The organism is Pedobacter jaeyakensis, from assembly GCF_054461315.1.
In genome coordinates, this window is the sequence record NZ_CM136921.1 from 1,985,160 (window position 1) to 2,006,588 (window position 21,429).

The following is a 21,429-nucleotide window of genomic DNA, read 5'->3' on the forward strand; positions in this document are numbered from 1 at the left end:
TAATCACTAAATAAAGACTTATAATGTTTCGGTGGAAAGTTTTATATTTAAGAGCAATATCTAACAATGGGACCACAAACTACCAATAGCAGTTTTGTTGCTTCGCTTTTACGCGAAGCCTATGCTTGCAGGACTTATGACTTGAAAAGAAGCATTAATCTTTCTGCTCGTGCACTGGAGATCAGTAAAAAAATAAATGATAGGGCCTCCATAGGCTCCAGCTTAAATCAACTCTCTCTTTTTTTATGATTAGGGGGGCTTATAAAAAAGCCATAAAAATGGCTAAAGAAGCTATTCAGGTTTTTGAAGAGCTTGGAGATGAAAAGGGAATAGCGGATGCGCGGTATAACATAGCCGGCGTTTATTATAAAACGGATAATTACCATCTGGGATTGATTAACCTGATCAATTGCCTGAACACCTATAGAGAATTTGATGATTTTCATAATCAAGCCAGGGTCTATAAATCCCTGGGGACGATTTACGAATACTTTGGAGATCAGAAAAACGCAATTAAGTCGTACAATAATGCGATCGATGCAGCTAAGAAAATTGGAGACCTTAACCTTCTTTCGAATGCTTATAATCCCTTATCGGGAATATACCTTAAGCAAAACAAGATCGCTAAGGCCCTGCAAGTCATACAACAATCAATAAAATTTAAAAATCAAACTGGTGATATCAGGGGATTGGCATTTGCTATTTACGGCAGGGGGAAGGTCTACACCACAACGAAAGAGTTTGAACTGGCAGAGGCTGACTTTATTCAGGCGATTAAGATCCACCTGGAAGCGGGCGAAAAGTTAGGTTTAGGTATGGCTTATTATAAACTTGGGCTCCTTTACTTGCAGATGGGCAGGTTGGAGGATTCGAAGCTCAGCTTAAATACCGCGCTTGATGTTAGTCACCGTTTTAATATAGTGATTATCAAATTTAAGAGCAATTACCTGCTCTATCAGATTTCCAAGTTGGAAGGTGACACCATTAATTCACTTAAATTTCTTGAACTTTACCTCTCCCAAAAAGAAGGGGTGATCAATACCCAGTCCCTTCAGATTATTGAAAATTACGAGTTGATTGCAAAGATGCAGACGCTTGAAAAAGAAACGCAGCTTCAAAAGGAAAAGGCAGAAATGACGGAAAAGAAAGACCGCGCGGAGCAATCTGCCAGAATGAAGCAGGACTTTCTATCTACTATGAGTCATGAGATTAGAACGCCCTTAAACGCGGTTACTACCATAACAACATTGTTGGGCGATAAATACCAGGGTGAGGATAAAGAATTGATTAGCTCTTTAAAGGCAGCTTCAAGAAATCTATTGCTGGTAATTAACGATATCTTGGATTTCACTAAGTTGGACAATGGTAAGGTAGTATTGGAACCAACTTCATGTGAACTGGACTCAGTTTTACAACGGATCATCAGTACTTATGAAAGTCTGGCTTTAGAAAAGGGAATATTGCTGAAATTGAATTTTCCATTGGAGTTAAAAGGTAATTACTTGTTAGATGAGACTAAGATGTCGCAAATCTTAGGAAATCTGATCAGTAATGCTATAAAATACACCGAAAAGGGTGAAGTGCTGCTCGAAGTCGAGTGCATCAATCAGGGAGAAGCTGCAGATGTGATTAGATTTAAAGTAATTGATACTGGTGTAGGTATTTCGCCAGATTACTACAGCGAAATGTTCGAAAGCTTCTCGCAACCGAAGTCGATTACCACCAGAAAACAAGGAGGAACTGGATTGGGTTTAGCCATTGTAAAAAAGTTAGTGGAGATTTATGACAGTAAGGTTCAGTTTGAAAGTGAGTTGGGTAGAGGCTCTGTATTTTATTTCGACCTGGTACTTAGAAAATCTGTGGTTGCAAAGTTAACTACACCTGTGTTACAGGATCAGTTGAAAGATAAAACAGTTTTACTGGTGGAAGACAACCTGGTGAATGCGATGGTAGCAAGACGTTTATTAACCAATTGGGGCATCACAACAGTTCATGCTTTAAACGGATTACTTGCTATAGAAAGGGCAAGTGAAAAGGCTTTTGATTTTGTGTTGATGGACATTCATATGCCCGAAATGAATGGATTAGACGCTACTTCTCACATCAGGAACAACGATAATTTGAATAGGTATACGCCAATTTTTGCGTTAACCGCAGATATTACTGCTGAAAATCAAGAGGAATACAGTTCATATTTCAATGGTTTTTTGAGGAAGCCCATCGAAATTGATAAGTTATATGCTGCACTAACGCAGTCTGCAAGTAATTGAAAGAAATGAAGAAATCAATTGTTAAGTTCGTTTTGTTGTTCCTTATATGCGCTGTTTTAACCTCCTTTAAACGTAAGGAGATAATTTGGGTGGCCATAGGAGATTCCATAACCTATTTGAATGATCACCGCAACGAAACTGGTGAGCGCGTTGCTAAGGGCTACCTGACCAGGACAAAGGAACTAATGCCAGATCTTGTATATTATAACCAGGGTCATAATGGTTGGACATCGGTAGGTATCGCAAAGGAATTTGACAGGCTTGGTGTCCAAAAGGGAGATGTGTATAGTATTTTTCTGGGTACAAACGACTGGTGGTCCGGTATCCCCCTGGGTACAATGGATCATTATAAGAATGATTCCGGTACAGGCACTGTTTATGGAGCGTTCAGGGTAATCGTCAATAAAATCAAGACGATCAACCCACAGACAAAAATCATTCTCATCACGCCTATGCAGCGTTCGGACTTTGTTTACCTGACTGATAAAAATAACACAGCCTGGGGATCATATAAAGATAAAAATGGACAGTCTCTGGCCTCATTTGCTGATGCAGTCATTGATATAGCCAAGACAGAAGGATTTGGTATAGTAGATCTTTATCATAAAAAGGGTTTGGCTGTTAAGGACCTGGTATTATTTAAAAGGTTAAAGGAACCTGGAACCGGTCAGTATAGAGATTACTCTTACCCTGAATTTATCAGCATTCCTTTTAATGCTGCGGATGAGTATCCTTATCCAGTGGAAGCCATGGCCATGACTTATGACGGGCTTCACCCTTCAGATAAAGGAAATGAGCTAATCTCGAAGATGTTAGTGAAGGTATTGAAGAAGACCTTACGTTAATTCAGATTCTAAATGTTAAATATTTCTTGAAATTTCCAAGATACTTTATAAAGTCTATATTTGTATTATGATGGCAAAGATGAAGTATATATTGTTGTTCATTTGCGTTGCAGGCTCTTTAGCTGCGTGCAAAAAGAACATTGGACTAGACACTTTTGATGTAGAAGGTCAATTTAAAAAAGATACGACCGCAATAAGGGCATACATTACAGCTAATAATATCCCTGCAATAAAAGAACCCAAATACGGATTTTTTTATCAAATATTCACAAAGGGCGAGGGTGCTGAGGTGAACGCTTTGAGCAATATCAGTGTAACGTATACTGGTAATCTGCTTAACGGAGCGCAATTTGACGCGAAAACTACCCCGGTTACTTTTCCCCTAAACCAAGCTGTTACAGGCTGGCAGGCTGGAATCCCATTGATTAAAAAAGGTGGTAAAATTCGCTTGTTTCTTCCGTCTTTTTATGGATACGGAAACATCGCCAATGGTCCGATCCCGGCCAACTCTGTGCTGGATTTTACGATCAATCTTACTGACGTTCAGTAAGTTATATGCTGTTTATCCCCATGGCGTAAAGAATTATGTTTACGCCAAATTTGGTGTTGTCTTCGGATAAAAAACGTTTGTTCCTAAAGTCGTAATCCCATTCGCAGCCGTAATCTTTATTGCTGTAAAGGACACCTATCCGCCCATCAATTATAATTGCTTTAAGATAATCATGGACAAGGTCGTCTCCCCAGCCGTTAAGTTCAAAAGAAGTTGTCGGCGGGCCTTTTTCAAATTTAAAAAAGGAGTTGTAGATCTGGTGGTTGTTGGGAATTTTTTTCAGCGCGATTGGTCCAAATAGTTCTGCCATCTGTTTTTCAAATGACTTGGCAAATAACCCGTCGACATCATGGTTGCAGTCGTCTACAAATACGAACCCTCCATTCTGAACATATTTTTTAAAATTAGCACCTTCCTGCTTGTTGAACTGAACTAATTTATGTCCACTCAGGTAGCAGAATGGATAGTTGAAGAGCTCGGAACTACTAAGCTCAATTGTTTTTTCTTCTGGATTGAGGGGGATTGTGGTATATTCCAATAAGGAGTTCAAAAGGTTAGACGGCATTCGCTGATCTGTGTCCCAATCTCCTGAACTGTACTTAATCCTTGCAAATGTAAACTTTGCCTGTTCCATTCTCCGAAAATAGCTTCAATTTTCATTACAAGCTAGTTTTTGCCCAAGTTATCTTGTAATTTTTTTGATATTCTGAATACATGCATGAGTTTTTTATGCGATATGCCCTATATTGACTAAACTTACAATATTCACCAAAAAACTATCATCTTGGAAATCTCGGAAACTAATATTAAGGTACTTATCCAGAAAATTTCTTTGCTAAAACAAGAGATTCAGAAGGTTATTGTTGGGCAGGACATCATTATTGAGGAAATGTTGGTGGCGTTGATGGCCGGGGGGCATTGTTTGCTTGAGGGTGTTCCTGGTTTGGCTAAGACATTAATGGTAAGAACCATGTCGCAAGCGCTTGACCTTTCCTTCAGAAGAATACAATTTACACCAGACTTGATGCCGACTGATATCGTCGGTACTGAAATTTTAGAAGAGGACCACATTACCGGGAAGCGATTTTTTAAATTCAATAAAGGGCCACTTTTCGCCAATATCGTTCTGGCAGACGAGATCAATAGAACGCCTCCAAAAACACAATCTGCCTTACTGGAGGCCATGCAGGAGTTTGAAGTAACCTATGCCGGGCAGACCTATCCGTTGGACAGGCCCTTTTTTATATTAGCTACTCAAAATCCAATTGAACAGGCCGGAACCTACCCTTTGCCTGAAGCGCAGCTTGACAGATTTTTGCTATATATTAAAATTGGATATCCAACTGCATCAGAGGAAGTAGCAATATTGAGCAGTACCACGGGAAGCAAAAAAACTGTCGTGAATGCGGTACTTGGTGCCGATGAGATTAAACAATTGCAGGTACTAACCAGGGAGGTGAGCATCAGTAATGAACTGATCACTTATGTAAGCGAAGTGATTAGGGCAACCAGGCCGGATACCACTGCCGTAGAATATGTTAAGGATTGGGTAAGGTGGGGATCTGGTCCGCGTGCTGGTCAGGCATTAATTCTTACTGCAAAAGCCAGGGCATTGATGAGGGGCAGATACGCCGTGATTATGGAAGATTTACAAACCATGGCCTTCCCTGTGCTGAGGCATCGGATACTCCTGAATTTTAAGGCTGAGGCGGAACAAGTTACCACCGACGACGTTACAGCGGAATTGATCCGATCGGTTTCAAGACCTAAAGGTATTTTGTAATGAGCAAGTTGCTTGATCCGAAAGTTTTAATGGCCATCAAGGAGCTTTCGCTAGCTGCAAAGACAACTATAGATGGTTTCATGACTGGGATAAACAAAAGTATCATTAAAGGGCAAGGAATGGAATTTAGTCAATACCGAAGTTACCAGCCGGGTGATGATTTGCGATCGTTGGATTGGAAAATGTTTGCACGGTCTGATCGTTACTATATCCGTGAATCAGAAATAGATACTAGTATTTCCATCAGGTTAGTTGTAGACGCCAGTGCTTCTATGAGCCATCAAGATGGGGAATTCGATAAGATCGCCTATGCGAGATATTTAGCAGCATCTCTTGCATACCTTGGTAATTTGCAGGGCGATGCGATTGGGCTATATGTTTTAAATGAAGATGGTATATCCGCTATGTCGCCAAGGCAGGATTTCCAACACCTTGCCAGGCTTTATCATCAACTGGAACAAATAAAGCCTGGTAAAACTTTTACGAGGCAAATACACTATAATGAGCTCTACGCGGGGAGCAGGAAAAAAGAATTACTGATTTTTATAACAGACATGTATCAAAAGGATCAGGACATACTTGGCTTTTTAGACACCGTAAATAGCTTAAAACATGAGGTGGTGGTTTTTCACCTGATGTCGCAAAATGAACTGGAACTTGACTTTAAAGGATATCATACATTTGAAGATCTGGAGACAGGTGCGGTCATACAAATTGATCAAGACAAGGCCCGGCCTGTCTATAAGAAGAAGCTCAATGATTATTTGGAAAAGACCCGTAAGAGTATGCTTGACCGCCATATATTTTATAGGATGATCAGGACTGATCAATCACTCGATCTGGCCTTGAGAGATTTTTTAAACCAACGAAATAAATTAAAAGTTTAAGCTGTGTATCTACTCTATCCAATTGGTTTACTTGCATTAACAGCTTTGATTGTGCCGCTGGTGATCCATCTTTGGAATGTTAAGCAGGGGAAAACATTTAAGGTAGGAAGTGTCGCGTTGCTTGGGGAAGGAGCTGCTATCAGTTCGAAAAGTTTGAGGATTACAGATTGGCTGTTATTGTTTTTGAGGTGTTTGTTATTGGTGTTGCTGGTGCTGATTGTCTGTTCTCCATTTATAAAGGTGCCACAAAATCCGGTTAATGGTAAAGGCTGGATTTTAGTGACACGTGCTGACCTTAAATCTGCTTACCGACAGCACAAAAGCATTATTGACTCCTTGTTAGCGGTGGGATATGAGCTAAAAGATTTTGACCTGAATTTCCGTGCAATGAGCCTGGGTGATACGATTAAGTCCGATACTGCTAAACACGCTGGTTTAACACATAAGGCCCTGATCAAACAACTCAATACAGAACTGCCAATTGGCTTCGCTGTTTATTTATTTGCAGATCAGTATTTGACAAATCTTAATGAAAGTTTGCCTGATCTTCAATTTAAACTACGCTGGACTCGACTAAACGAAGATGATTCCGTGTCACACTGGAATGTGAAATACGGAGGTAAGTTATATGAAGGAAGTTCTACTCCATCCTATACGAAGTACATCAAGATGCCAGATTCAGCTGCTAAATCTACCAAAACGGCTGTGCTGATTTATCATAATGGCAATGATCAGGATGTTCGTTACCTGAAAGCTGCATTACTTGCAATCTTTGAATACAGTAATCGAAAGGTAGTTATTTCCACTATCAACAGCAGAACTAAATTGACGGTCAATAACCAGATTGTATTCTGGCTTTCAGACGAGCCGGTCGACGAACAAATATTCAGTTCAGCTAATGGGCCAACAAAATTATTCTCTTATGAGGCTGGAAAGGTGGAACGATTGAATTCATTTGTTGTGGCTAATCCAGATGGCCAGCAGGAAAACGATTCCAGACTTCACCGTAAAATTGTTAAGAAAAATGTGGTGGGCGACCCAATATGGGTGGACTACTATGGAGACCCACTCCTTACTGTAGAACATAAAAGTAAGCTTGACCATTACCATTTGTTTTTGAAATTTAACCAGGGCTGGACTGATATGGTTTGGGAAAATACTTTTGTCAAGGCACTAATGCCTCTGGTACTGGGTGAGGAAGATAACGTTTTAGATTTTGGATTCGTAGACCATCCAGCTGACAAAAGACTACGGAAAGTTACCCTGGCTTCGTCAAATAGGTTCGCAAAGACTCCTCCGGTTCCAAAGAAATCCACACATAAAAATATCAGTGATTTCTTCTGGATTGCTGCCCTTATCATTTTTGTGCTGGAGCGATGGATTTCATTGAGGAAGAAAGTGAGGTTGGGTTATGCGTAATTTAAGTGGAACAAGGTTGATTTATTCTCTTCGCCAAAAGTGGCAGATTTTGAAGTTGATTAAGGTGCTGCTTTTTATTCTTTCTGGTGCATTTCTGTTGGTTATGACAAGGCTTTATTTTCCAGAAATGAATGCATGGCTGCTATTACTCATTCTGATTGCAATTACCGTACTTACCTTTTTTATTTATCCATTTTGGAAAATTAAACCAATGGATATTTCCAGGTATTTAGATCGGCATTTCCCGGAGTTGGAAGAAAGTTCCGGCTTGCTCTTATCAGAGGAGGAATTGCATGGTTTACAGCAGTTGCAGGTTTTAAAGGTAAATGAAGAAATAGCCACTATAAAAATACCATGGTTTTATGCTTTGCGGTTTAGAACTGTGAGTTTCCTGTTTTTATCCAGCCTTTTTTTAATGTTGACTTTCCTCTATTTCAAGCCTGCGCATCATGCGGCAATAAGGCTTCAAGCCTCGAAAGCCTTGCTGGCAAATTCAGTTAAAGAAAATATACCTGCCGCAGTATCCTCGGTGTCAATCCGCGTTTTAGCCCCTTCGTATACCAGCGTTTCTCCAAGAGATCAGAAGCAGTTCACCATGAAAGTTGAAACTGGTTCAAGAGTAGTCTGGAAAATAACAACAAATGCGACCGTAGGCAGGGCGAGTTTGATATTTGATGATCAGCTTAAGGTTGCAATGACACCTTTGAATAAGAGCCATACCGTATGGAGTATGTCCCGAAATATCGCTGATGCGGGATTTTATCAAGTTGAAATAGATGGAGTAAAGTCTGATCTCTATCAGATTGACGTGATTCCAGACTTGCCTGTAGATATCAAGGTTACTCATCCTAAACAACATAGTGCCATTGACATTGGTCAGCCTTCGATAGTAAACCTCAAGCTGCTGCTATCGGACGATTATGGTGTTAGAAATGCTTTTATTTCTGCTACAATGGCAAGCGGGAAAGGGGAGGGTGTTAGCTTTACTGAGAAAAAACTACCGTTGAATGTTGAGTTCAATAACAAAAGGAACATTTCCCTAAAGAAGGTCATCGATTTAAAATCCCTTGGAATGAAGCCAGGCGATGAACTTTATTTTTTCATCAACGCAATGGATAACCAGGGAAAAATGAGCAGATCTGACGTATTCTTCGTGTCCATTGTTGATACAACAGAGCTGATGAGTATGGCGGGGATGACGAGCGGAGTTAATCTGGTACCTGAATACTTTAGAAGCCAGCGTCAAATCATTATTGATACAGAAAAACTATTGAAGGAGAAAGATTCGATCAATGCCCAGGATTTTAAGAATCGCAGTAATGACATCGGTGTTGACCAAAAGTTGCTCAGGTTGCGCTATGGAAAATTCCTTGGCGAAGAAAATGAGACTGAAATAGGGGCGGATCACGATCATAAAGAGGGAGGCGAACAACATGGTGATAAAGGAAAACCTGAGGAAAAGTTTGGGGATGTGAAGGGGATAATGGATCAGTATGCCCACAAGCATGATATTGCTGAGGATGCCACATTTTTTGAGCCGGAATTGAAAGTACAATTGAAGGCTGTACTTACAGAAATGTGGAGTTCGGAATTGAAATTGAGAACTTATGTGCCACAAGAAGCACTGCCTTTTGAATATAAAGCTTTAAGGTTGTTAAAAGATCTTCAACAAAAATCCAGGGCCTATGTTGCGAAGACGACCGTTAAAACCGCGCAGCTTAAAGATGAAAAGCGACTTTCTGGTGAAATGGATAAAATTGTAGCTCCATTACAAAAGGCTGAATTTAAAGAGACTGAAATGCAGACTGAAAAGTTGCGACAGGCACTTGCAATACTTGAAAAAGCAAAAGCCGATGGTAAGTTGGGGGATGATGAAAGGATGTTTATTAAGCGGGTTGAAAAGTATGTGCTTACCGCTGCAACTGCTAACCCTTCTTCCTATTTGCCAGGTTTAAAAGCTTTGCGTAAGATTAGTAATTGGGTTAAAATAGATAATGAAGATATTGCTTCGGCAGAGGTGGTTATCAGCAAGATGATTCCTGGAAATGTAGGCAAAATTATACCTAACAAACGATTTCATGCGGTGGGATTATATCAATCGTATTTCAAAACTTTAAACCGGTCGGAAAAGTAATATGGTTCATAGCTACATCATCTACATATTAGGATTTTTACTCTCCGTTTTATTGGTGTTAGGAGAAGCAAGACGTCAAAACAAGCGGCGCCGTAGCTGGAGGATTATTGCAGCGCTTATAGCTGTCTTGAGCCTGGTGTTTATCATTCGTCCACCAGCATTTCCTGCAAAAACTAATTCTCCGAATGAAATTGGCGTTGTAGCAAAAGGTGATCTATTCGATTCTTTATATGTGACAGGCAAAGATAAACGACAAGCTTATATTGCAGATTTGAGTTATTATTTAAGTCGCAGTCCAGAAATCAGAAAGATTAACATTTCTGGATTTGGCTTGAACGATTCGGATCTTTCAAAATTGTCTGGATACCAACTTACTTTTAAGCCAGCTGCTATCCCTGCTGGGATTATCTCCTGCAATTGGAATAAGCAAGTCAAATTCAGCGAACCCCTGTTGGTTCAGGGAACTTACTTAAATTCCAGTTCTAGGGCGGTTAAAGTTATTTTAAGAGGCTTTGGTAGTAATTTGGATTCTACCACAATCAAAGCTTCACAAACAGGAAGATTTTCATTGGCAAATATTCCTGTTCAGTCTGGAAAAGCGCTATACGAGCTAGTGGCATTACAGGGAACAGACACTGTCTCCAAAGAGTTAATCCCGTTCGAAGTTTCAGATCCACAACATTTAAATATTATTGTGCTTGCTGCATTTCCCAATTTTGAATATAAGTTTTTGAAGGCATGGTTGTTTAGGGAAGGTCATCACGTTATACTAAGAAGCAGGATAAGCAAGGACAAATACAGTTTCGATTTCTTAAATACAAAGACTAGCACTTTGAAATTAACGAGCGCTGTGCTCAATAAAACTGATTTATTGATTGCTGATGAAGAGGAGTTGGATGCTTTGAATGCTGACGAGCGCGCAGCTATAAGTGCAACCGTTAGGAATGGCATGGGCCTGCTCACCCGACTGTCCAGAACTGATCGATTGCAAAAATCTGCCCTAGTTAGCGGATTTGCCAGGTATGAATCTGATAATAAACAGAAAGAATCATTCCTCTCACTTCCTGCTTCATCAAAGCCTGCGGTGATTGCCGCACCTCAGAAGCTTTTCTTAAGATCCGGCCCATTTGATCAAAACATCCTGACCGACAACACCGACAAGGTTTTAGCTGCGGTACATTTAAGTGGAGAAGGTAAGGTAGCTGCCTCTACGTTGTCCGCTACTTATGGCTGGGTACTTAATGGGCAGTCTGACAGTTATTCCAAATGTTGGTCTGAACTCATTAGGGCAACTGCAAGAAAAGTTGATGATTTAACAGCGGTAGAATTTATACCTGCTCATCCAAAAAAATCTGGTAGCATGAGGTTTATTGTTCAATCCGATCATGAGAATTTACCCATGATCAGCTTTGCAGGTGTAAAGGCGACTCCCAGACAAAACCTGGAATTGCCATTTGAGTGGGATATGCCTAACTGGCCGATAAAAGAAGGCTGGGATTCTTTAACAGTTGAGAAGAAGACCTTCTCGTTTTTTGTAAATAATACCAATGCCTGGAAAAGTGCCAATGCCCGATTGAGGATAAATAAAACAAATTCTTACTTGGCAAAACAATACCAGTCTATAAAATCAACTGGATCGAGCGAAGTTGAGAAAAAAGCCATTCCCATTTGGATATTTTTGCTTGTTTTTTTAATGAGTGCAGGATTTCTTTGGGCTGAGCCTCGAATTTTTACAGAAAAATCCAATTGAAACTAAATTGTTATATAAAATTCAGTGGGGCCGTTTACTATTTGGTTAAATTGTGATAATTATTACTCATCTAAAAACTAAAAAATTGAAAAGAAAAGACTTCCTCCATCTATCCGGATTGGGTGCTGCCGCTTTGATGCTGCCAGATCTATCAGTTTTCGGCAATCCTATAGATCCTTCGCAGGCGCTGGAAAATGTGGATACGAAAATTAAAAAGGAACTTGCTGATGTGGCCTTAAATGCCGCTCGTTCTAAAGGAGCAAGCTATGCTGATATACGCATTGGTCGTTATCTCAATCAGTTTGTAGCTACACGTGAAAAGCGTGTTCAGGGTGTAGCCAACACCGAGTCTTATGGCGTAGGTGTGAGAGTTTTAGCTAATGGTTGCTGGGGATTTGCCGCCACTAATTTGGTAACAAAGGATGCTATTGCAAAGGCGGCAGAGCAAGCGGTTGCTGTCGCAAAAGCCAATGCGAAAATCCAGGGAGAGTCTGTACAGCTTGCCCCACAAAAGGGATATGGCGAAGTGAGTTGGAAAACGCCAATTGAGATTAATGCTTTTGAAGTTCCAGTAAAAGAAAAGGTTGATCTTTTGTTAAATGTTAACGACATCGCCCTGCAAAATGGGGCCAGTTACGTAAACTCAGTAATGTTTGCAGTTAATGAGCAAAAATATTTTGCGTCTACAGACGGATCGTATATAGATCAGGATGTACATCGCATCTATCCGTCATTCGGCGTTACCCGGATCGACCGTGAATCTGGGAAATTTCAAACCAGATCCTCTCTTAGTTCACCAATGGGTCTGGGTTATGAGTATATGAATGCCCGCCCTGAAGATAAAGTTGCTGGAGTTGTGCCTCGGTATAAAGGCAGATATGATATGCTTGAGGACGTGAAGTTCGCTTCCTTAAACGCCGCTGAAAAGGTTAAAGCGAAATCGGTGGAGCCTGGTAAATATGATCTAGTACTGGATCCTTCTCACCTTTGGTTAACGATCCATGAATCCGTTGGCCACCCTACAGAGTTAGACCGGGTATTGGGTTATGAGGCGAACTATGCAGGAACTAGTTTTCTTACTTTAGATAAATGGCAGAGTAAGAAGTTTAAATTTGGTAGTGATAAAGTAAACGTAATAGCTGATAAGACTCAGGTAGGTTCATTAGGTGCAGTTGGTTATGATGATGAAGGCGTGAAGTGTAAAAAGTGGGATATTATTAAGGACGGAATACTGGTGAATTACCAGGCGATACGAGACCAGGCCCACATTATCGGACTTACCGAATCACAAGGCTGCTGCTATTCGCAAGGCTGGGATGATGTTCAGTTCCAACGAATGCCCAACATCTCTTTAGCTTCAGGTAAGGAGAAACTGAGTGTGGACGATATGATCAAAAATGTTGAAAAGGGGATTTACATCATCGGGAATGGTAGTTTTTCAATTGATCAGCAACGCTACAATTTCCAGTTTGGTGGTCAAACTTTTTACGAAATCAGGAACGGTAAGATTGTGGGGATGCTGAATGACGTGGCCTACCAATCGAATACCCAGGAATTCTGGAACTCCTGTTCAGCCATCTGTGACGAAAGCGATTACCGTTTGGGCGGATCGTTTAATGATGGTAAGGGTCAGCCTTCTCAAAGTAGTGCAGTTTCACATGGTAGTTCTACCACGCGTTTCAATGGAGTTAATGTTATCAACACAGCAAGAAAGATCTAATCATGGCTATATTAAGTAAAGAAGAAGCACAAACGATATTAAAAAAGGTACTTGGTTATTCTAAAGCAGATTCCTGCGAGATCAGCTTGACTGGTTCAGATGGTGGAAATATTCGGTATGCGAGAAACGCAGTTTCTACTGCCGGGCAAATTAGTGTGATGGATTTGGCCGTCAGTTCTACTTTTGGTAAGAAAACAGGTTCTGCAAGCATAAATGAGTTCGATGATGCTTCCCTTCAAAAGGTGGTTAAAAGATCTGAAGAGCTGGCGATGCTCGCGCCGGAAAATCCTGAATTTATGCCTTTACTGGGTCCTCAAACTTTTGCGGAAACACCAACGTATAATGAAAAAACTGCAGGTATAAATCCGGATATCAGAGCAGAGATGGTCGGTAAAAGTCTGCAGGTAGTTAAGGCTGCAAATTTAGAAGCAGCTGGGTTTTTGGAGAATTCAACCCGTTTCAATGCGGTAATGAACTCCAAGAATTTGTTCGCTTATAATAAAAGCACAGATGTTTCCTTTTCAGTGACGGTTCGTAACCGGGAAGGTACGGGGTCAGGGTACATAGAGCAGAGCTTTAATGATCTGGATAAAATGGATACCCTGGCCCTGAGCAAAATAGCTGCATCCAAAGCAACCGGCTCTGCGGGCGCAAAAGCGATTGAGCCCGGTAAATATACCGTAATACTGGAGCCTTTGGCCGCTAGTGATATGCTGGGAAATATGTTTAGAGGGTTTGATGCGAGAAGTGCAGACGAGGGCAGGAGCTTTATGAGTAAAAAAGGAGGTGGCACAAGACTGGGCGAACAGCTGTTCTCCGAAAATGTAAACATCTATTCAGATCCGATGAATAAAGAAGTGCCTTCAGCTGCCTGGAACGGCGATGGACTTGCTATAAAGAGAACACAGTGGGTAGAAAAGGGGGTGGTAAAAAATCTCTCCTACTCCAGGTACTGGGCAGGACAGAAAGGGGTGGAACCATTGCCATTTAACAGAAGCATAGTTATGGAAGGTGGAACGCAATCTCTTGAAGACCTCATAAAAAGCACAGAAAAGGGAATATTGGTTACCCGTTTTTGGTACATCAGATCGGTAGATCCGCAGACCTTACTTTTAACAGGATTAACACGCGATGGTACATTTTACATAGAGAATGGAGAGATCAAGTTTCCTGTGAAGAACTTCAGGTTTAACGAAAGCCCGGTTATTATGCTCAATAATGTGGAAGCACTAGGAAAGCCAGTTAGAACTGGAAGTGGAATGATCCCGCCGATGAAAATTCGGGACTTCACCTTCACCTCATTATCAGATGCTGTTTAATTAATAAAGCGATGGAGTTATCCATCGCTTTATTTTTGATCTAAAATATGAGTTATGATGTTGATATTTAAATGATAAAAGAGTTTCTACGATCAATTTTTGCTATAAATAAATATTCGCTTTCAGAAATTTATAGATTTTATTGATTTTTTGGTTTAAAATGTGGTATTATTAGGGATATTTTGGGGCTTATGAGTACAATCAAGTTAAATCATTATCAAAATGTTCCTAATACTTGGGATGAAATGTATATTTCCGATAATAATCTTCGGGAACAGTACCATAAAATCATCAGTTATCTTGAAAAAGAGTCGGCAAGTGATTTGAATAAAAAAGAAGAACTGGCAAAAAGCCTGTTCATGAGTCAGGGAATTACATTTACGGTATATGATAGTGGAGAAGGCATTGAGAAAATTTTTCCTTTTGACATCATCCCCCGTGTAATTACGTCCTCAGAATGGTCTTTCATAGAACGGGGAATAAAGCAACGATTAAAAGCATTAAACCTGTTTTTAAAAGATGTTTACAGCAGTCAGTTCATCATAAAGGATGGTGTAATTCCTGCAGCACTCATCTACTCCTGCCCCCACTTTCTTAGGGAGATGTATCAGCTCAAGGTTCCTCACGATATCTATACGCACATCGCAGGTATAGATTTGATCAGGGATTACGACGGAACCTTTTATGTGCTGGAAGACAACCTCCGTACACCTTCTGGGGTCAGTTATATGCTGGAAAACAGGGAGATCACCAAGAGGTTATTCCCAGATCTTATTCCTCAATGTAAAGTAAGGAGCGTTACAGAATATCCTTCGATATTGTACAAAAATCTATTGTCGCTTTCACCAAGGGCAGTTTCTAATCCAACAATTGTTTTGCTTAGCCCGGGCATGTATAACTCCGCCTATTATGAACACACCACGCTTGCCCGACTAATGGGGGTGGAGTTGGTGGAAGGCAGGGATCTCGTGGTGCGTGATCATAAAGTTTTTATGAAAACAACTACCGGATTACAGCAGGTTGACGTGATTTACCGCAGAGTAGACGATGATTTTATTGATCCGCTGGTATTCAATCCGGGTAGTGTTCTGGGTGTGGCGGGTTTAATGAGTGCTTACAGAAAAGGAAATGTGGCCATCATCAATGCCGTTGGTAATGGGGTAGCGGATGATAAGGCGGTATATAGTTACGTTCCCGACATGATCAAATATTACCTTAATGAAGAGCCATTGCTTAAAAATGTGCCTACCTATAGTCTGGGAAATCCTGATGAACAGAAATATGTTTTCAGCAATATCAATAAGATGGTGATCAAGAAAACAAATGGAAGTGGTGGTTACGGAATGTTGATGGGCCATGCCTCTACTGAACAAGAAATAGAAGAATACAAAATAGAGATCCTAAAAGATCCCAGAAATTTCATTGCCCAGCCAACTATCAGCCTTTCCAGTGCTCCATGTTATATGGACGGTGTTTTGCAACCCAGGCGGGTAGATTTAAGGCCGTATGCGTTGTATGGTCCGGAGGGTATTTCTATTGTGCCGGGCGGACTAACCAGGGTAGCGCTTAAAGAAGGTTCTTTGGTTGTGAACAGTTCGCAAGGTGGCGGAAGTAAGGATACGTGGGTTTTATCATCTTAATTTAATTACATGCTAAGTAGAGTAGCTTCAAGTTTATATTGGTTAAGCCGTTATGTAGAGCGTAGCGACGGGATTCTCAGAATGCTCAAAATAAATTACGCCTCATCACAGGATACCATACAAGAATTTACCTGGAATCCAGTTATCCGACTGTTTAGTGGGGGTGACGAGGAAGAAATTTCCAAAATTAAAACAGATAGTCGTTCTGTAATTGAATACCTGCTCTTTAACAGGAACAATCCAAATTCTATCCTGAATATCATTACGATGGCCCGTGAAAATGCCAGGAGTGTGCAGGAGCATATTGCTAAAGACCTTTGGCAGTGCCTTAACGATTATTATCATACCGTTAAAGATCCAAAGTTGTTGTGGTACGTTCAAAAAGATGATCCTATTACTGCTCTCGATATCATGGTAAAACAAGTGATGTTGTACTATGGTACCGCAGATAGTACCATGGAGCGTGGAGAGATCCGCAGTTTTATGAGCATAGGTAAATATTTAGAAAGAAGTATCCAGACCATAGATATTTTGGACACAAAATTCAATTCTGTTAGTGCCGATCCGGATCTGTTAACCGATACCTCTTATTGGAAGCATCTTTTGCTATCTCTGGGCGGATACGAACTTTATCTTAAATCTTACCGTGAAGGCTTTACAGCAGATAATATTCTGGAACTGGTGATGCTTAACCGGGATTTTCCACGCTCAGCAATCTATTCAGTAAACAACATCCTTCGTTATTTTGAGCGGCTTAAGAGCGATAAGAATATTCAGCATTACAATAATCTTTCTTTTAATATAGGCCGACTAAACAGTACGGTGACGTATAATTCGGTTTACAACATGAAATCAGAGGGTCTGCATACTTATCTGCTGAAGATCAGAAATGAACTTTACGGAATTGCAAACTTGCTTGATGAATATTATTTTGCCAAATCTTAATAAAGCCAAAATGCCTGTATTTAAAATCAAACATATCACCAATTATAAATATGAATCGCCTATTCGCGATAGTGCGAATCAGATCATTCTTTTTCCCATTAAAGATGATTTTCAAAAGGTAATTCAGCATGACCTGAATATTTCCAATAGTCCGGATGTAGACATCTTCCTGGATTATTACGGAAATGAAGTGGGCGTTTTCACACAGACAGAGCCACATACACAACTGAAGATCTATTCTAAAATCTATGTGGAAACAATTGCTAAGCCCCTTCCGCAGGATGATATTTTTGTGAAAGAGCAATGGGATATCTTAGAGAACATCAAGAATGAAGTAGATTTTCTAGACTATTTAAAGCAGAGTCAGTTTGAAGGGGCAGAACTGCTGTTAAATGCCTGCAGACAAATGATGACAGACGAGGATACCCCGTACAAAGTTGCCGTTAAGTTCTGCAGTTATGTTTTTTCTCATTTTACATACATCAAAGGAGTTACGACTGTTGATTCGACTATTGAGGAGATCATTGAACTAAAAGCAGGTGTTTGTCAGGATTTTGCACATTTATTAACAACAATGCTTCGCTTTGCAGGCATACCAGCACGTTATGTGAGCGGATATATTTGTCCGAACAAAGACGGTATGCGGGGAGAAGGAGCAACACATGCCTGGGCTGAAGCTTATCTCCCTGATTATGGCTGGCTAGGTCTGGATCCAACTAATAACTGCATAGCAAATGAGAAGCACGTTAGATTGGCCGTTGGTCGTGATTTCAGTGACTGTTCTCCAGTTAAAGGAGTTTACAAAGGTGGCCTAAGCCACGTATTGGAAGTCAATGTTTCTGTTGGTTATGGAGATGATGACGACAGTTTTGAAACGGAAACCTACTTTCAGCCAAAAGAAATTAATTACAATAAACCCAGCGTAAACATGCCGGTAAAGAATAGTTATCAGCGCTACATGGATATCATTTCACAACAGCAGCAGCAACAACAACAATAGTGTTTTATTGAGCTGCTTTGCCTAAGAGTTCCTAAAAAATTGTATGTTAGGGTTCTTAATAGCCAAGTATGAAATATAGATTCACAGCCCTCCTGTTCTTACTATGCTCTGCAACGTTATCTGCACAGGTCAAAATAAACACGGAAAAGTTCAATCGTAAAAGCGAAGCCAGCTTTTCCTCAAAAGGTGATGTTCTGGAATTAAAATGGCCGGTGGGTAATGGCAACTATGGTATAGCTCAGCTGAATATGCGGGCTGGTCAGCCACTCTTTCAAACTATATCAATTGGAACTAAAGCGCCCTATAAAACCATAACGAGTAACGTTGATCCTGCATTTCTCTTAAGCATAGGTAAGCGCGACCTGGTTTCGCAAAACGGGTGGAATATATTTTTTGATAAGGTACCCTTGAAGCCTTTTAAAACTTTTCCGATAGTATTGGAGAAAACGGCTGCTAAGATTGCCTCTATTGGTAGCAGAACTATCATCACCATTTCCTCCATGCATGCTGATCGCTTTGAAGGAGATTTGGAAATCACATTTTATAATGGGAGTCCGATGTTTAACGTTGCTGCGGTGATGAGTACTAAGGAAGATGCGACGGCTATAGTTTACGATGCAGGCTTAATAGATAAAAGTTCAGGTTGGAAGCAGATTTCCTGGATCAATACAGATGACAAGTTGGTATCGGACCATGTCAACCTCACTGACACAGCTACCAATATTGCTGTAAAATATCGTGCAATAGCTGCCGCTACATCAGGTGGTACACTTGCGATATTTCCCGCTCCACACCAATATTTTTACCCCCTGGATGAGGCTTTCAATCTTAAGTTTACCTGGCGTGGAAGCCAATACCGGAAAATGTTAGATGGCTACGGTATTGGGATACGACAGGACTTAAAAGGAGATAACCGATTTGTTCCATGGTTCAATGCCCCGCCTGATACTAAACAGCGACTAAACTTCTTCTGCTACCTTGGGTCCGGAGATGAGGCATCTACATTTGCCGACATCAAAAAATTCACCCATAATGATAGCTATGTTAAGCTTCCTGGATTCAAAACCATGTCCAGTCATTTTCATAATGAGTTTGTGATGAAAGTAATGATGGCCAACAAGGAACTTCCAGAGGTTCCTGATTTTGTAAAAGTCTTTAAAAATACGGGTATCGACATTGTACATCTTGCAGAATTCCATTATACAGCCCATCCCCAGGGTCCGGATGATTTGCGTTTACTAGAGCTGAAAAAGCTTTTTGAAATGTGCAGAAAATATTCTGATGATCAGTTGTTATTGTTGCCCGGCGAAGAGCCTAACGAGTTCTTCGGTGGTCACTGGCTGGAATTCTTTCCTAAGGAGGTGTATTGGATCATGTCCCGGAAGCAGGGTGTACCTCTGGTAGAAAACCATCCCGTATATGGGAAGGTCTATCACATCGGCGATAAAGCTGATATGTTGAAACTCCTTGAACTCGAAGCTGGGTTAGCCTGGACAGCGCATGCGCGTACAAAGGGTTCCGTAAATGCACCTGATGTTTACAAAGAAGAAACATTCTTTAAATCAGACCGCTTCATGGGAGCTGCATGGAAAGCCATGCCGGCGGATCTTTCTCAACCAAGGTTAGGTAAAAGAGTGCTGGATCTGCTTGATGATATGAATAACTGGGGCGAGAAAAAAACGGTGATTACCGAAGCTGATCTCTTTACCATCACACCAGAGAATGAGATGTATGCGCACCTTAACGTTAATTACCTGATGATGGATAAGCTGCCAAACTATAAAGATGGCTGGCAACCCGTTTTAACAGCAATGCAAAAAGGTAAGTTCTTTTCCACAACAGGAGAGGTATTGATGCCGCAACTTACCGTAAACAATAAGCTTTCCGGCGAAACCATTCAATTGGATGCATCCGGTTTAGCTACTGTGAAACTTAAGCTCAATTGGACTTTTCCGTTAAATTTTATAGAAGTGATTTCTGGAGATGGCACAAAAGTATACCGAGACAAGATTGACCTGACAAGCACTAAAGCATTTGGAGACAAGCTATTTCAATTTAAAACTAAGGTAGCTGGTCGCAAATGGCTGAGGTTAGAAGCATGGGATATTGCAGCAAATGGAGCTTTTAGTCAGACTTTCTACATAGGTAAATAGCTACCTTTTGTGGCGCTTCTTATAAACAGAAGGCGAGCTGCCGATGATCTTGCTAAACAGTCGTGAGAAATAATACTGATCGTCAAAGCCCAGCTCTGCACAGATTTCTTTGATGCTTTTGTCGGTAAAATACAAGTGCTGGCAAGCCTTTTGAATTTTCAACTGGTTAAAATAATTAATTGGAGAGGTACCTGTCTTTTCCTTAAATAGCCTGGAATAATGAGAAACGGATAAGCATTGCTGTTTTGCAAAATCATCAATCACCAGTTTTCTATCCAAACTATTTTTCATAAAAACGATACTCTTGCTAACCAGGTCGTTGCTGTAAGTTGTGGGGTTGGACTCCTTATGATAGATCATAGCCGAGACGAAATTAAGCAGATCTAAATTCATTTTTTCAAGCTCTCTATTGCTAACTGCCTGTTCAAGCAAATCATAAATCCGATCAAACAGCAGCAAGCGTTGTTCATCATAAGGGATCTCATGTACCTTTGGATTCCCATTTTCTGTAAATCGGTCATATAGCCCGTCCGCCAAACCTCCTGTGTAATGCAGCCAGTAAATACTCCATGGATTCTTTTCGGAACTATGATAACGGTGCGGGGTGTTTTTTGGAATGATAAAGTAATTGTGGGGTTGCAGTTCAAATGTTTCCCCGGCCAGATGCACTGTTCCCGTACCTTCCACGCAATAAATCAATATATATTGACTGCTGCCCGATCGCCTGATCCGGTCGTGATTTACAGCTTTCGGGTAGTAGCCAATCGCAGTCAGATAGAAATGGCTGATTAACTTATTGGTGGTAATTTTTCGCTTAATATTGGGTGGGAGCACAATCATACGTTGTCCTACAAAACCTTCTTTTATGCCTTTTTTATGATGATGAAGGTTATTTTCCATGGATTAAACGAGCAGTAATGCCGTAAATATAATCAAATATGCTTTTGGTAATATTATCCATGTTTTTATTTCTTTTATCCATTTTTAAAGTTGGAGTAAAGCCATAGGTTTAAC

Annotated in this window: 16 protein-coding genes; 14 read left to right on the forward strand and 2 right to left on the reverse strand. The window is 40.6% G+C overall.

Annotated features, from left to right (window positions below):
* Positions 1 to 278 precede the first annotated feature (278 nt).
* The 3 genes from ACXZ1K_RS08885 to ACXZ1K_RS08895 all read left to right on the forward strand — a co-directional run bounded on the left by ACXZ1K_RS08885 (position 279) and on the right by ACXZ1K_RS08895 (position 3,665).
* On the forward strand, positions 279 to 2,270 hold the full coding sequence (locus ACXZ1K_RS08885; RefSeq protein WP_458973029.1) for an ATP-binding protein: 1,992 nt from the start codon (positions 279 to 281) through the stop codon (positions 2,268 to 2,270).
* 5 nt (positions 2,271 to 2,275) lie between these two features.
* Positions 2,276 to 3,115: an SGNH/GDSL hydrolase family protein gene (locus tag ACXZ1K_RS08890; protein WP_458973030.1), complete on the forward strand. Its 840-nt coding sequence runs from the start codon at positions 2,276 to 2,278 to the stop codon at positions 3,113 to 3,115.
* 79 nt (positions 3,116 to 3,194) lie between these two features.
* Positions 3,195 to 3,665, forward strand: coding sequence for an FKBP-type peptidyl-prolyl cis-trans isomerase (locus ACXZ1K_RS08895; RefSeq protein WP_458973031.1), 471 nt, complete (start codon positions 3,195 to 3,197; stop codon positions 3,663 to 3,665).
* 1 nt (position 3,666) lies between these two features.
* Here the strand turns inward: ACXZ1K_RS08895 and ACXZ1K_RS08900 are convergent, their stop codons facing one another.
* On the reverse strand, positions 3,667 to 4,299 hold the full coding sequence (locus ACXZ1K_RS08900; RefSeq protein ID WP_458973032.1) for a DUF4159 domain-containing protein: 633 nt from the start codon (positions 4,297 to 4,299) through the stop codon (positions 3,667 to 3,669).
* Between the two features lie 150 nt (positions 4,300 to 4,449).
* On the opposite strand from ACXZ1K_RS08900, the gene ACXZ1K_RS08905 reads away from it, so the two are divergent.
* The 11 genes from ACXZ1K_RS08905 to ACXZ1K_RS08955 all read left to right on the forward strand — a co-directional run bounded on the left by ACXZ1K_RS08905 (position 4,450) and on the right by ACXZ1K_RS08955 (position 20,415).
* Complete coding sequence (locus ACXZ1K_RS08905; RefSeq protein WP_458973033.1) at positions 4,450 to 5,448, forward strand: AAA family ATPase; 999 nt, start codon at positions 4,450 to 4,452, stop codon at positions 5,446 to 5,448.
* Positions 5,448 to 6,335 carry a DUF58 domain-containing protein gene (locus tag ACXZ1K_RS08910; RefSeq protein WP_458973034.1) on the forward strand — a complete coding sequence of 296 codons (888 nt, stop codon included), beginning with the start codon at positions 5,448 to 5,450 and terminating at the stop codon, positions 6,333 to 6,335. Before ACXZ1K_RS08905 ends, ACXZ1K_RS08910 begins: the two co-directional genes overlap by 1 nt.
* 3 nt (positions 6,336 to 6,338) lie before the next feature.
* On the forward strand, positions 6,339 to 7,754 hold the full coding sequence (locus ACXZ1K_RS08915) for a BatA domain-containing protein (protein ID WP_458973035.1): 1,416 nt from the start codon (positions 6,339 to 6,341) through the stop codon (positions 7,752 to 7,754).
* A gap of 49 nt (positions 7,755 to 7,803) precedes the next feature.
* Positions 7,804 to 9,888 carry a hypothetical protein gene (locus ACXZ1K_RS08920; RefSeq protein ID WP_458973036.1) on the forward strand — a complete coding sequence of 695 codons (2,085 nt, stop codon included), beginning with the start codon at positions 7,804 to 7,806 and terminating at the stop codon, positions 9,886 to 9,888.
* Position 9,889: 1 nt separating this feature from the next.
* Positions 9,890 to 11,638, forward strand: coding sequence for a hypothetical protein (locus tag ACXZ1K_RS08925; RefSeq protein WP_458973037.1), 1,749 nt, complete (start codon positions 9,890 to 9,892; stop codon positions 11,636 to 11,638).
* A gap of 85 nt (positions 11,639 to 11,723) precedes the next feature.
* Positions 11,724 to 13,358, forward strand: coding sequence for a TldD/PmbA family protein (locus ACXZ1K_RS08930; RefSeq protein WP_458973038.1), 1,635 nt, complete (start codon positions 11,724 to 11,726; stop codon positions 13,356 to 13,358).
* A gap of 2 nt (positions 13,359 to 13,360) precedes the next feature.
* Positions 13,361 to 14,677: a TldD/PmbA family protein gene (locus ACXZ1K_RS08935; RefSeq protein ID WP_458973039.1), complete on the forward strand. Its 1,317-nt coding sequence runs from the start codon at positions 13,361 to 13,363 to the stop codon at positions 14,675 to 14,677.
* Positions 14,678 to 14,868: 191 nt separating this feature from the next.
* Positions 14,869 to 16,317 (forward strand): circularly permuted type 2 ATP-grasp protein, encoded by a 1,449-nt coding sequence (locus ACXZ1K_RS08940; protein WP_458973040.1) that lies wholly within the window; start codon positions 14,869 to 14,871, stop codon positions 16,315 to 16,317.
* Positions 16,318 to 16,326: 9 nt separating this feature from the next.
* Positions 16,327 to 17,262, forward strand: coding sequence for an alpha-E domain-containing protein (locus tag ACXZ1K_RS08945; RefSeq protein WP_458973041.1), 936 nt, complete (start codon positions 16,327 to 16,329; stop codon positions 17,260 to 17,262).
* Between the two features lie 10 nt (positions 17,263 to 17,272).
* A complete protein-coding gene (locus ACXZ1K_RS08950) occupies positions 17,273 to 18,262 on the forward strand; it encodes a transglutaminase family protein (RefSeq protein WP_458973042.1) in 990 nt (329 codons plus the stop codon).
* A gap of 68 nt (positions 18,263 to 18,330) precedes the next feature.
* Positions 18,331 to 20,415, forward strand: a complete 2,085-nt coding sequence (locus ACXZ1K_RS08955) for a CehA/McbA family metallohydrolase domain-containing protein (RefSeq protein ID WP_458973043.1) — start codon at positions 18,331 to 18,333, stop codon at positions 20,413 to 20,415.
* Here the strand turns inward: ACXZ1K_RS08955 and ACXZ1K_RS08960 are convergent, their stop codons facing one another.
* Positions 20,416 to 21,315: an AraC family transcriptional regulator gene (locus ACXZ1K_RS08960; protein ID WP_458973044.1), complete on the reverse strand. Its 900-nt coding sequence runs from the start codon at positions 21,313 to 21,315 to the stop codon at positions 20,416 to 20,418.
* Positions 21,316 to 21,429 lie beyond the last annotated feature (114 nt).